A 13,446-nucleotide genomic window follows, 5' to 3' on the forward strand; every position below is an offset into this window, starting at 1 on the left:
GTGGTGATTAAATTTCTCTCTGCATTAATTCTTCTACTGGTTACGACGGCGGCTCAGGCTGAGCGTATTCGCGATCTCACCAGTGTTCAGGGGGTAAGGCAAAACTCACTGATTGGCTATGGTCTGGTGGTGGGGCTGGATGGCACCGGTGACCAGACAACCCAGACGCCGTTTACCACACAAACGCTTAATAACATGCTCTCACAGCTGGGAATTACCGTTCCGACGGGCACCAATATGCAGCTAAAAAACGTCGCTGCGGTAATGGTGACAGCGTCACTTCCTCCGTTTGGACGTCAGGGGCAAACCATCGATGTGGTGGTTTCTTCCATGGGAAATGCCAAAAGCTTGCGTGGAGGTACGTTGTTGATGACGCCGCTTAAGGGCGTTGACAGTCAGGTGTATGCGCTGGCGCAGGGCAATATTCTGGTTGGCGGCGCAGGAGCCTCCGCTGGCGGTAGCAGTGTTCAGGTGAACCAACTGAACGGTGGACGGATCACCAATGGTGCGGTTATTGAACGTGAATTGCCCAGCCAGTTTGGCGTCGGGAATACCCTTAATTTGCAACTTAACGACGAAGATTTCAGCATGGCGCAGCAAATCGCTGACACCATCAACCGCGTGCGTGGATATGGCAGCGCCACCGCGTTAGATGCGCGGACTATTCAGGTGCGCGTACCAAGTGGCAACAGTTCCCAGGTCCGTTTCCTTGCAGATATCCAGAATATGCAGGTTAATGTCACCCCGCAGGACGCTAAAGTAGTGATTAACTCGCGCACCGGTTCGGTGGTGATGAATCGCGAAGTGACCCTCGACAGCTGCGCGGTAGCGCAGGGAAATCTCTCAGTAACAGTCAATCGTCAGGCCAATGTCAGCCAGCCAGATACACCGTTTGGTGGTGGACAGACTGTGGTTACTCCACAAACGCAGATCGATTTACGCCAGAGCGGCGGTTCGCTGCAAAGCGTACGTTCCAGCGCCAGCCTCAATAACGTGGTGCGCGCGCTCAATGCGCTGGGCGCTACGCCGATGGATCTGATGTCTATTTTGCAATCAATGCAAAGTGCGGGATGTCTGCGGGCAAAACTGGAAATCATCTGATGATCAGCGACAGCAAACTACTGGCAAGTGCGGCCTGGGATGCGCAATCACTCAACGAACTAAAGGCGAAAGCGGGCGAAGATCCGGCGGCAAATATCCGTCCGGTGGCCCGCCAGGTGGAAGGGATGTTCGTGCAGATGATGTTGAAAAGCATGCGCGACGCTTTACCAAAAGATGGCCTGTTCAGCAGCGAGCACACTCGTCTGTATACCAGTATGTATGACCAGCAGATTGCCCAACAGATGACGGCGGGCAAAGGTCTGGGGCTTGCAGAGATGATGGTTAAACAGATGACGCCAGAACAACCATTGCCAGAGGAGTCCACGCCAGCAGCACCGATGAAATTCCCGCTCGAAACCGTGGTGCGTTATCAAAATCAGGCGCTTTCGCAGCTGGTGCAAAAGGCCGTGCCACGTAACTACGATGATTCGCTGCCGGGTGACAGTAAAGCATTCCTCGCGCAACTCTCGCTGCCCGCCCAACTGGCAAGCCAGCAAAGCGGTGTGCCACATCATTTGATCCTCGCTCAGGCGGCACTGGAATCTGGTTGGGGGCAACGGCAAATCCGCCGCGAAAACGGCGAGCCGAGCTATAACCTGTTTGGTGTCAAAGCCTCTGGCAACTGGAAAGGGCCAGTTACTGAAATCACCACGACTGAATATGAAAACGGCGAAGCGAAGAAAGTAAAAGCGAAGTTTCGCGTCTACAGCTCGTATCTGGAAGCCTTGTCGGATTACGTTGGGCTGTTAACGCGTAACCCGCGCTACGCCGCCGTGACGACCGCCGCGAGTGCGGAACAGGGGGCGCAGGCCCTACAGGACGCGGGCTATGCCACCGATCCTCACTATGCCCGTAAACTCACCAACATGATCCAGCAGATGAAATCGATAAGCGACAAGGTGAGCAAAACCTACAGCATGAACATTGATAATCTGTTCTGAATAACTCAAGTCCGGCGGGTCGCTGCCGATAATACTCTGTAATTGAAGGCTTATAAGGAACCTCCATGTCCAGCTTGATCAATAACGCCATGAGCGGACTGAACGCGGCCCAGGCGGCGTTAAATACGGCAAGTAATAATATCTCCAGCTATAACGTTGCCGGATATACCCGCCAAACCACTATTATGGCGCAGGCCAATAGCACGTTGGGCGCTGGCGGCTGGGTTGGCAATGGCGTCTACGTTTCTGGTGTGCAGCGTGAGTATGATGCGTTTATTACCAACCAGTTACGTGCTGCGCAGACGCAAAGTAGCGGCCTGACCGCCCGCTATGAGCAGATGTCGAAAATCGACAATATGCTCTCCACCAGTACCTCTTCGCTGGCAACACAGATGCAGGATTTCTTCACCAGCCTGCAAACGCTGGTGAGTAACGCGGAAGACCCGGCAGCGCGCCAGGCGCTGATTGGGAAATCAGAAGGGTTGGTGAATCAGTTTAAAACCACCGATCAATATCTGCGCGACCAGGACAAACAGGTCAATATCGCGATAGGTGCCAGCGTTGATCAGATCAACAATTACGCTAAACAAATTGCCAGCCTGAACGATCAAATCTCGCGCCTGACAGGCGTGGGGGCAGGGGCGTCACCTAACAATCTGCTGGATCAACGCGATCAACTGGTGAGCGAATTAAACCAGATTGTTGGCGTAGAAGTCAGCGTTCAGGATGGCGGTACTTATAACATCACGATGGCCAATGGTTACTCACTGGTTCAGGGAAGTACGGCGCGGCAACTGGCGGCAGTTCCTTCCAGCGCCGACCCTTCTCGTACGACTGTCGCTTACGTTGATGGGACGGCAGGCAATATTGAGATCCCGGAGAAATTACTGAATACCGGGTCGCTGGGCGGCATTCTGACATTCCGTTCTCAGGATCTGGACCAGACGCGTAATACGCTTGGACAACTGGCGCTGGCATTTGCCGAGGCTTTCAACAGCCAACACAAAGCCGGATTTGATGCCAACGGCGATGCTGGTGAAGATTTCTTTGCTATCGGTAAGCCCGCGGTTCTGCAAAACACGAAAAACAAAGGTGACGTTGCGATCGGTGCCACGGTAACTGATGCCTCCGCGGTACTGGCGACAGATTACAAAATCTCGTTCGATAATAATCAGTGGCAGGTCACCCGCCTTGCCAGCAATACCACTTTTACGGTGACGCCGGATGCCAACGGTAAAGTGGCATTTGATGGTCTGGAGTTGACGTTTACAGGAACGCCTGCCGTTAACGACAGCTTCACGCTGAAACCAGTAAGTGACGCCATCGTCAACATGGATGTATTAATCACCGACGAAGCGAAAATCGCGATGGCGAGCGAAGAAGATGCGGGTGATAGCGACAACCGCAACGGTCAGGCCCTGCTGGATCTGCAAAGCAACAGTAAAACGGTGGGCGGTGCGAAATCCTTTAACGACGCTTATGCCTCGTTAGTGAGTGATATCGGTAATAAAACCGCGACGTTGAAAACCAGTAGCACCACGCAAGGTAATGTGGTGACGCAGCTTTCCAATCAGCAGCAGTCGATTTCCGGTGTCAATCTCGATGAGGAGTACGGAAATCTGCAACGTTTTCAGCAGTATTACCTGGCGAATGCGCAGGTTCTGCAGACGGCAAACGCGATTTTTGATGCGCTGATTAACATTCGCTAAGGGGAGATAAAATGCGTTTCAGTACCCAGATGATGTACCAGCAAAACATGCGCGGCATCACCAATTCTCAGGCAGAATGGATGAAGTACGGCGAGCAGATGTCGACGGGTAAGCGAGTCGTTAACCCTTCTGACGATCCCATTGCAGCATCACAAGCCGTAGTTCTCTCCCAGGCACAGGCGCAAAACAGCCAGTACACGCTGGCACGTACTTTCGCCACTCAAAAAGTGTCACTGGAAGAGAGTGTACTTAGCCAGGTCACCACTGCTATCCAGAATGCTCAGGAAAAAATTGTCTACGCCAGCAATGGCACCTTGAGTGACGATGACCGGGCCTCGCTGGCTACGGATATTCAGGGGCTTCGTGACCAGTTGCTGAATCTGGCGAACACCACTGACGGTAACGGGCGCTACATTTTTGCCGGTTATAAAACAGAGACTGCGCCGTTTAGCGAAGAGAAAGGGAAATACGTCGGTGGAGCAGAAAGTATTAAACAACAGGTCGATGCTTCGCGTTCGATGGTGATAGGGCACACGGGTGACAAAATTTTCGACAGTATTACCAGCAACGCGGTAGCGGAACCAGACGGTAGCGCTTCTGAAACCAATCTTTTTGCCATGCTGGATAGTGCCATCGCAGCCCTGAAAACGCCGGTCGCGGATAGCGAAGCGGATAAAGAAACCGCCGCTGCGGCGTTAGATAAAACCAACCGCGGACTGAAAAACTCGCTGAACAATGTGCTGACTGTTCGCGCGGAATTAGGCACGCAGCTGAACGAACTGGAGTCGCTGGATTCCTTAGGTAGCGATCGCGCTTTAGGGCAAACGCAGCAGATGAGCGATCTGGTTGATGTGGACTGGAATGCAACTATTTCATCTTACATCATGCAGCAAACGGCATTGCAGGCATCGTATAAAGCATTTACCGATATGCAGGGATTGTCGCTCTTCCAGCTCAACAAATAAGCTCGCTTTAAAACATATCATGAAACTGGGTATGTTTTGTCTGCCCGCTCTGGGATCGCCGGGGCGGGCATTTTTTTTGCCTATTTTGCATTGTTGGTTAGCAAGGATGCCATTTGATGAATTTTAATATGTTGATTCAAACATGAAATAAAAAAGCCCTGGCAGTTACCAGGGCTTGATTACTTTGAGCTAATTATTACTCAACAGGTTGCGGACGCGCAGGAGCGGCAGAGGCATGATGCGTTGCCGTATGACCACCTGCGGCACCTTTACCTTCGAAGGCAAAAGTAGGGCGCTGCCAGTCACTGTGACGCGGTGCCTCCGGAACATATTCCGGTGCCGGAGCGCGCGTCATTGGCGCGGTAGCGTGGTTATGCTCAACGGTGATCTCTGGTTCAACCGCGGCTACCGTTTCAACTTCTGCTGCGACTTCAGCGACGACTGGCGCGGCAGGTTGAGTAACAACTTCAGGTTCAGCAACCACAACCTCAGCAGTTTCGGCAACTTCTTCAATATCTGCCGTCTCTTCCTGCGGTTCAACCACCGGTTCTGCGTGTTCTGCAACTTCCTGGGCTACGGCAACATCAGACTCGGTAATCACCTGCGGCTGTTCAGTTACCGCGGCGGCAATTACTTCAGGATGCGTCGTTTCAACCACTTCCGGTTGCGGTTCGGCAACCTGAACGGGGGCTTCTACGACTTCAGCCACTTCTTCAATAACTGGCGCGCTAACAACCGGTTCGATAGCGGCGGCGACAGGGACCTCAGTCACCATCGGCTGCACTTGTACTTCTTCCTGTTCGCGCTGCTCTTCAACCTGTACATCTTGCGGACGTACAATTGGATAGCGGATCCAGACTTTGCCAGAGGCCAGTTCCGGAGACGCGCACGCTACGGTCAACGGCATTGGCGACTGGGTTGGATAACGCTCGTCACGATAGCGACGACGACGCTGACCACTCACGCGCAGGTGACGAGGCGAGCGGCGAGAACGACGCGGCATACCACCGTTGTCACGGTTATCAGCATTGTTCTCTTCTTGCTGTTCTGGTGCAGTTTGCGCTACGACTGGCAGCGGGACTTTCACCAGTTCTGTGCGTGGAGCTGGCGCTTCCTGAACAATTGGTTCGGCAGCGGCAGTTTCTTCAACCACCGGTGCGACTACCGCTTCTTCGGCTACGCTTTGCTCGTAACGCACTTTCTGATTGAGCTGACGCTGTTTACGACGCGGCTGAACCGGACGTACACGTTCTTCCTGTTCGGTTTCCTGAACAGATTGCTCTTCAACATTCAGCGCCTTCGCTTCTTGTTGCGCCTGACGTTTATCATCATTACGGCGGCGGCTACGTTCACGACGCGGCGCTTGCTGCTCGTCGGTGGTACGCGCTTTTTCCGTTACCTCAGCTTGCTGACGGCTCTCACGCGTCTCGGCAGTCTGCTGCTGTGCCTGGCGACGATTACGACGGTTTTCTTCGCGATTATCGCTGCCTTCAGTACGTTCACTACGGGTGTCGCGGCGCTCATTACGGTCACGGCGGTTGTTCTGACGAGGCTTGCGACGATCCTGTTGACGTTCCGGTTTCGCTTCTGCTTTCGGTGCTGGTTGCTCGGTCGGTTTGGTTTCTTCACTACCGCTGAACAGCGCTTTCAGTGCGCCGAAGAAGCGGCTCAACAGCCCTGGTTGTGCAGGAGTTGCTGGTGTTGCCGGTGCAGCTTTCGGTGCTGGGGCTACAACAGGCGCGGCAGGTTCAGCTGGCGTTGGCGCTGGCGGCACATCCGGCATGGCAAAGGTTGCCAGCGCAGGTTGTTCCGGACGCTTACGTTCAGCGAACTCTTCTTCAGACGGCAGCGCCATCGCTTCTTCATGCAGCTTCGGCAGCATGTAGCTTAAGGTTGGGGTTTCTTCCCCTTTACGCACGCGCAGCACGTGGTAGTGCGGGGTTTCCATCTGATCGTTTGGCACAATTACACAGCGCACACCGTCCTGACGAGTTTCAATGGCATTTACCGCAGAACGTTTTTCATTCAGCAGGTAAGAAGCGATTGGCACAGGAACAATGGCGTGAACTTCCTGGGTGTTCTCTTTCAGCGCTTCTTCTTCGATCAGACGCAGAATAGAGAGCGACAGCGATTCGTTGTCACGCACGGTGCCAGTACCAGAACAACGCGGACAAACGTGATGACTGGATTCACCCAGTGATGGGCTAAGGCGCTGACGGGACATTTCCAGCAGGCCAAAGCGAGAAATATGGCTGATTTGAATACGCGCACGGTCCTGACGCACCGCTTCACGCAGACGGTTTTCTACCGCACGCTGGTGGCGTACAGGCGTCATGTCGATGAAGTCGATAACAATCAGGCCGCCGAGGTCACGCAGGCGCAGCTGACGAGCAATCTCATCGGCAGCTTCGAGGTTGGTGTTAAACGCGGTTTCTTCGATATCGCCGCCGCGGGTCGCGCGTGCGGAGTTGATGTCGATGGCCGTTAACGCTTCGGTGCTGTCGATAACAATGGAACCACCGGATGGCAGACGGACTTCACGCTGGAAGGCGGACTCGATCTGCGACTCGATCTGGTAGTGGCTGAACAGCGGGATCTCGCCGGTGTATAGTTTGATTTTGCTGCTGAAATCCGGGCGACCTAATGCAGCGATATGCTGACGTGCCAGTTCGAGCACTTTCGGGTTATCGATAAGGATTTCGCCGATGTCCTGACGTAAGTAATCGCGGAATGCGCGAACGATTACGTTGCTCTCCTGATGAATCAGGAACGGGGCCGGGCGGCTTTCAGCGGCTTTTTTGATGGCTTCCCAGTGTTTCAGACGGAAGCTTAAATCCCATTGCAGCGCCTCAGCAGATTTGCCGACGCCAGCGGTGCGCACGATAAGCCCCATGCCTTCCGGCAGTTCAAGGCTTGCCAGTGCTTCTTTTAATTCGGTACGGTCGTCGCCTTCGATACGGCGAGAAATGCCACCCGCGCGCGGGTTGTTCGGCATCAGAACCAGATAGCTACCCGCCAGACTGATAAAGGTGGTTAATGCCGCGCCTTTGTTGCCGCGCTCTTCTTTATCGATCTGAACAATGACTTCCTGACCTTCACGCAACACATCTTTAATGTTGGGACGACCATGAGCACTGTAGTTAGCAGGGAAATATTCGCGGGCAATTTCTTTTAGTGGGAGGAAACCGTGACGTTCAGCGCCGTAATCAACAAAAGCAGCTTCCAGACTCGGTTCAATGCGGGTGATTTTACCTTTGTAGATGTTTGCCTTTTTCTGCTCGTGCCCTGGACTTTCGATATCCAGGTCATACAGACGCTGCCCATCTACAAGGGCAACGCGCAACTCTTCCTGCTGAGTTGCGTTGATTAACATTCTTTTCATCGTAACTTACTCATTATTCTTACATTGACGACTAAGCTGCGGGCAAAGTAACGCCTTTCCGGGTGTGAACCGATGGCCTCGTGTCTAGTCGCGTCGCCAACCTCACGGTTATCGTCAGCTCAAAGAGGCGCAGAGTGTCGGTTGCCCGTTTTTCATGCGGAAAAACAGCGCAATTATCAAAGAAACAGACTGGGTATTACTCTCCAGAAATATTTCCATCTACCGGTAAGGACTGCAACCCGCAGCCCGCTAACTGCCTGAAAGATCAATACGTCTTACGCCATTGCTGCGTGGATGATCGGTCGGGCAAAATGGGTTATTCCGTAAAATTTCTTGTTTTAACAAGGATGGACACGGAAACGGCCTCATTATTCCACTGCAAGCCTTGTTATAGCAAGATGACTTTTACCATTTATCACCCGCTTACTCACAGTTTTTTCACTTCTTGCTGGTGATTGGTTTAATAACCATCAATAAAGTGATCACGTAGTGAAGTAATAAGGTGCAAAACTAAATATAAGCATAGAAAAATGAGTGGCGCGAATCCTGTTGGCTAATTAGAATCGCCCACCATGAAAACAGAGACTCCATCCGTAAAAATTGTTGCTATCACCGCTGACGAAGCGGGGCAACGTATCGATAACTTTTTGCGTACCCAATTGAAAGGCGTACCAAAAAGTATGATTTACCGTATTTTGCGTAAAGGCGAAGTGCGGGTGAACAAAAAACGTATTAAGCCTGAATATAAACTCGAAGCGGGTGATGAGGTGCGTATCCCACCGGTTCGCGTTGCTGAGCGGGAAGAAGAGGCGGTTTCGCCACATCTGCAAAAGGTGGCGGCGCTGGCGGACGTCATCTTATATGAAGATGATCATATCCTGGTGCTGAATAAACCTTCCGGTACGGCGGTACATGGCGGCAGTGGTTTAAGCTTCGGCGTTATCGAAGGTTTGCGGGCGTTGCGCCCGGAAGCGCGGTTTCTTGAACTGGTTCATCGTCTCGACCGGGACACTTCAGGTGTGTTGCTGGTAGCGAAAAAACGCTCGGCGTTGCGTTCTCTGCATGAGCAATTACGTGAAAAAGGAATGCAAAAAGATTACCTGGCGCTGGTGCGCGGTCAGTGGCAGTCGCATGTGAAGAGCGTTCAAGCGCCGTTATTGAAAAATATTCTGCAAAGCGGCGAACGTATCGTGCGTGTCAGTCAGGAAGGCAAACCGTCGGAAACACGCTTTAAAGTGGAAGAACGCTATGCATTTGCCACCCTGGTGCGTTGTAGCCCGGTAACCGGACGTACTCATCAGATCCGTGTGCATACACAGTATGCGGGTCATCCGATTGCCTTTGACGATCGCTACGGTGACCGTGAATTTGACAGACAGCTCACTGAAGCAGGCACGGGATTAAATCGTCTGTTCCTGCACGCCGCAGCGTTGAAGTTTACCCATCCGGGGACCGGTGAGGTGATGCGTATCGAAGCGCCGATGGATGAAGGTTTGAAACGTTGTTTGCAAAAGCTGCGTAACGCGCGCTAATACAAGCAGATAAGCCTGATAATGGGCGGTTGGCCTGATAAGGCGTTTACGCCGCATCAGGCCGCCAGCACCGATTGCCGGATGCGAAGTAACCGCATCCGGCGCAAAAAACTATCCCATCAGCGGGTTTTTCCCTTCCCGACGTAACATCTGACACAGCGCGATTAGCGGTAAACCAACCAGCGTGTTAGGATCACGCCCCTCTAAACGCTCAAACAGCGTAATGCCAAATCCTTCACTCTTAAAGCTACCCGCGCAGTGCAGGGGATGCTCTTTACGCACGTAATTATCAATCTCCGCCTCGCTCAGGTGACGGAAATGGACGTCAAAAGGCTCCACTTCTGTTTGCAGATGCCCATTCGCCGAATTAAACAACGCCAGTCCAGTATAGAAGGTGACGATATTGCCGCTGGCTTTGCGTAATTGCAGACGGGCATTTTCTTCCGTTAACGGTTTACCGGTGATTTCGCCATCAAGAACACATACCTGGTCTGAACCAATAATTAAATGATCCGGATAACGTGACGCCAGAGATTGCGCTTTTTCTTGTGCCAGTCGAAGCACCAACTGTCGCGGTGATTCGTCGCTGCGTGGGGTTTCGTCGACCTCTGGTGCTGCACATTCAAAAGAGATTTGCAGTTTTTCCAGAAGAGCGCGACGCCATGGCGAGGTGGAGGCTAAAATAAGTTTAGGCATATTTTTTTCCATCAGATATAGCGTATTGATGATAGCCATTTTAAACTATGCGCTTCGTTTTGCAGGTTGATGTTCGTTATCAGCACTGAACGAAAATAAAGCAGTAACCCGCAATGTGTGCGAATTATTGGCAAAAGGCAACCACAGGCTGCCTTTTTCTTTGACTCTATGACGTTACAAAGTTAATATGCGCGCCCTATGCAAAAGGTAAAATTACCCCTGACTCTCGATCCGGTTCGTACGGCTCAAAAACGCCTTGATTACCAGGGTATCTATACCCCTGATCAGGTTGAGCGCGTCGCCGAATCCGTAGTCAGTGTGGACAGTGATGTGGAATGCTCCATGTCGTTCGCTATCGATAACCAACGTCTCGCAGTGTTAAACGGCGATGCGAAGGTGACGGTAACGCTCGAGTGTCAGCGTTGCGGGAAGCCGTTTACTCATCAGGTCTACACAACGTATTGTTTTAGTCCTGTGCGTTCAGACGAACAGGCTGAAGCACTGCCGGAAGCGTATGAACCGATTGAGGTTAACGAATTCGGTGAAATCGATCTGCTTGCAATGGTTGAAGATGAAATCATCCTCGCCTTGCCGGTAGTTCCGGTGCATGATTCTGAACACTGTGAAGTGTCCGAAGCGGACATGGTCTTTGGTGAACTGCCTGAAGAAGCGCAAAAGCCAAACCCATTTGCCGTATTAGCCAGCTTAAAGCGTAAGTAATTGGTGCTCCCCGTTGGATCGGGGATAAACCGTAATTGAGGAGTAAGGTCCATGGCCGTACAACAGAATAAACCAACCCGTTCCAAACGTGGCATGCGTCGTTCCCATGACGCGCTGACCGCAGTCACCAGCCTGTCTGTAGACAAAACTTCTGGTGAAAAACACCTGCGTCACCACATCACTGCCGACGGTTACTACCGCGGCCGCAAGGTCATCGCTAAGTAATCACGCGTCTGCGTGATGAAGCTTAGTGAGGATTTTCCCCAGGCAACTGGGGAAAGACCAAACCGGGCGGCGACGATACCTTGACACGTCTAACCCTGGCGTTAGATGTCATGGGAGGGGATTTTGGCCCTTCCGTGACAGTGCCTGCAGCATTGCAGGCACTGAATTCTAATTCGCAACTCACTCTTCTTTTAGTCGGCAATCCCGACGCCATCACGCCATTACTTGCTAAAGCTGACTTTGAACAACGTTCGCGTCTGCAGATTATTCCTGCGCAGTCAGTTATCGCCAGTGATGCCCGGCCTTCGCAAGCTATCCGCGCCAGTCGTGGGAGTTCAATGCGCGTGGCCCTGGAGCTGGTGAAAGAAGGTCGAGCGCAAGCCTGTGTCAGTGCCGGTAATACCGGGGCACTGATGGGGCTGGCAAAATTATTACTCAAGCCCCTGGAGGGGATTGAGCGTCCGGCGCTGGTGACGGTATTACCACATCAGCAAAAGGGCAAAACGGTGGTCCTTGACTTAGGGGCCAACGTCGATTGTGACAGCACAATGTTGGTGCAATTTGCCATTATGGGCTCAGTTCTGGCTGAAGAGGTGGTGGAAATTCCCAATCCTCGCGTGGCGTTGCTCAATATTGGTGAAGAAGAAGTAAAGGGTCTCGACAGTATTCGGGATGCCTCAGCGGTGCTTAAAACAATCCCTTCTATCAATTATATCGGCTATCTTGAAGCCAATGAGTTGTTAACTGGCAAGACAGATGTGCTGGTTTGTGACGGCTTTACAGGAAATGTCACATTAAAGACGATGGAAGGTGTTGTCAGGATGTTCCTTTCTCTGCTGAAATCTCAGGGTGAAGGGAAAAAACGGTCGTGGTGGCTACTGTTATTAAAGCGTTGGCTACAAAAGAGCCTGACGAGGCGATTCAGTCACCTCAACCCCGACCAGTATAACGGCGCCTGTCTGTTAGGATTGCGCGGCACGGTGATAAAAAGTCATGGTGCAGCCAATCAGCGAGCTTTTGCGGTCGCGATTGAACAGGCAGTGCAGGCGGTGCAGCGACAAGTTCCTCAGCGAATTGCCGCTCGCCTGGAATCTGTATACCCAGCTGGTTTTGAGCTGCTGGACGGTGGCAAAAGCGGAACTCTGCGGTAGCAGGACGCTGCCAGCGAACTCGCAGTTTGCAAGTGACGGTATATAACCGAAAAGTGACTGAGCGTACATGTATACGAAGATTATTGGTACTGGCAGCTATCTGCCCGAACAAGTGCGGACAAACGCCGATTTGGAAAAAATGGTGGACACCTCTGACGAGTGGATTGTCACTCGTACCGGTATCCGCGAACGCCACATTGCCGCGCCAAACGAAACCGTTTCAACCATGGGCTTTGAAGCGGCGACACGCGCAATTGAGATGGCGGGCATTGAGAAAGACCAGATTGGCCTGATCGTTGTGGCAACGACTTCTGCTACGCACGCTTTCCCGAGCGCAGCTTGTCAGATTCAAAGCATGCTGGGCATTAAAGGTTGCCCGGCATTTGACGTTGCAGCAGCCTGCGCAGGTTTCACCTATGCATTAAGCGTAGCCGATCAATACGTGAAATCTGGGGCGGTGAAGTATGCTCTGGTCGTCGGTTCCGATGTACTGGCGCGCACCTGCGATCCAACAGATCGTGGGACTATTATTATTTTTGGCGATGGCGCGGGCGCTGCGGTGCTGGCTGCCTCTGAAGAGCCGGGAATCATTTCCACCCATCTGCATGCCGACGGTAGTTATGGTGAATTGCTGACGCTGCCAAACGCCGACCGCGTGAATCCAGAGAATTCAATTCATCTGACGATGGCGGGCAACGAAGTCTTCAAGGTTGCGGTAACGGAACTGGCGCACATCGTTGATGAGACGCTGGCGGCGAATAATCTTGACCGTTCTCAACTGGACTGGCTGGTTCCGCATCAGGCTAACCTGCGTATTATCAGTGCAACGGCGAAAAAACTCGGTATGTCTATGGACAATGTCGTGGTGACGCTGGATCGCCACGGTAATACCTCTGCGGCCTCTGTCCCGTGCGCGCTGGATGAAGCTGTACGCGACGGGCGCATTAAGCCGGGGCAGTTGGTTCTGCTTGAAGCCTTTGGCGGTGGATTCACCTGGGGCTCCGCGCTGGTTCGTTTCTAGGAT

The 13,446-nt window shown here is 52.6% G+C and carries 11 protein-coding genes; 9 read left to right on the top strand and 2 right to left on the bottom strand.

Annotated features, from left to right (window positions below; all coding sequences use genetic code 11):
* Positions 1-3 precede the first annotated feature (3 nt).
* The 4 genes from flgI to flgL all read left to right on the top strand — a co-directional run bounded on the left by flgI (position 4) and on the right by flgL (position 4,716).
* A complete protein-coding gene (gene flgI / locus ACJHXA_RS00650; protein ID WP_000589326.1) occupies positions 4-1,101 on the top strand; it encodes a flagellar basal body P-ring protein FlgI in 1,098 nt (365 codons plus the stop codon).
* Positions 1,101-2,042: a flagellar assembly peptidoglycan hydrolase FlgJ gene (flgJ, locus tag ACJHXA_RS00655; RefSeq protein ID WP_001295441.1), complete on the top strand. Its 942-nt coding sequence runs from the start codon at positions 1,101-1,103 to the stop codon at positions 2,040-2,042. The genes flgI and flgJ overlap by 1 nt, the downstream gene beginning before the upstream one ends.
* Before the next feature lie 65 nt (positions 2,043-2,107).
* Positions 2,108-3,751 (top strand): flagellar hook-associated protein FlgK, encoded by a 1,644-nt coding sequence (gene flgK / locus ACJHXA_RS00660; RefSeq protein WP_000096460.1) that lies wholly within the window; start codon positions 2,108-2,110, stop codon positions 3,749-3,751.
* Between the two features lie 11 nt (positions 3,752-3,762).
* Entirely contained in the window at positions 3,763-4,716 is a 954-nt protein-coding gene (flgL, locus tag ACJHXA_RS00665) for a flagellar hook-associated protein FlgL (RefSeq protein ID WP_001212781.1), read from the top strand.
* Between the two features lie 196 nt (positions 4,717-4,912).
* Here flgL and rne read toward each other — a convergent pair whose 3' ends face one another.
* On the bottom strand, positions 4,913-8,098 hold the full coding sequence (gene rne / locus ACJHXA_RS00670) for a ribonuclease E (protein WP_000827378.1): 3,186 nt from the start codon (positions 8,096-8,098) through the stop codon (positions 4,913-4,915).
* A 572-nt stretch (positions 8,099-8,670) separates the two neighbouring features.
* Here rne and rluC point away from each other — a divergent pair.
* A complete protein-coding gene (gene rluC, locus ACJHXA_RS00675; RefSeq protein WP_000846343.1) occupies positions 8,671-9,630 on the top strand; it encodes a 23S rRNA pseudouridine(955/2504/2580) synthase RluC in 960 nt (319 codons plus the stop codon).
* Positions 9,631-9,741: 111 nt separating this feature from the next.
* Here rluC and yceF read toward each other — a convergent pair whose 3' ends face one another.
* The gene (gene yceF, locus ACJHXA_RS00680) at positions 9,742-10,326 is read right to left on the bottom strand and encodes a 7-methyl-GTP pyrophosphatase (RefSeq protein WP_001125202.1); all 585 of its coding nucleotides are present in this window, start codon (positions 10,324-10,326) and stop codon (positions 9,742-9,744) included.
* Positions 10,327-10,524: 198 nt separating this feature from the next.
* On the opposite strand from yceF, the gene yceD reads away from it, so the two are divergent.
* From yceD to fabH, 4 genes are all read left to right on the top strand, one after another.
* A complete protein-coding gene (gene yceD / locus ACJHXA_RS00685) occupies positions 10,525-11,046 on the top strand; it encodes a 23S rRNA accumulation protein YceD (protein WP_001174481.1) in 522 nt (173 codons plus the stop codon).
* A gap of 51 nt (positions 11,047-11,097) precedes the next feature.
* On the top strand, positions 11,098-11,271 hold the full coding sequence (gene rpmF / locus ACJHXA_RS00690) for a 50S ribosomal protein L32 (protein WP_000290727.1): 174 nt from the start codon (positions 11,098-11,100) through the stop codon (positions 11,269-11,271).
* An 80-nt stretch (positions 11,272-11,351) separates the two neighbouring features.
* Complete coding sequence (plsX, locus tag ACJHXA_RS00695; protein ID WP_000197578.1) at positions 11,352-12,422, top strand: phosphate acyltransferase PlsX; 1,071 nt, start codon at positions 11,352-11,354, stop codon at positions 12,420-12,422.
* 67 nt (positions 12,423-12,489) lie between these two features.
* Positions 12,490-13,443, top strand: coding sequence for a beta-ketoacyl-ACP synthase III (gene fabH, locus ACJHXA_RS00700; RefSeq protein ID WP_000288132.1), 954 nt, complete (start codon positions 12,490-12,492; stop codon positions 13,441-13,443).
* Positions 13,444-13,446: the final 3 nt, after the last annotated feature.

The organism is Escherichia sp. WS33 (assembly GCF_046486385.1).
Lineage (GTDB): Bacteria > Pseudomonadota > Gammaproteobacteria > Enterobacterales > Enterobacteriaceae > ECMA0423.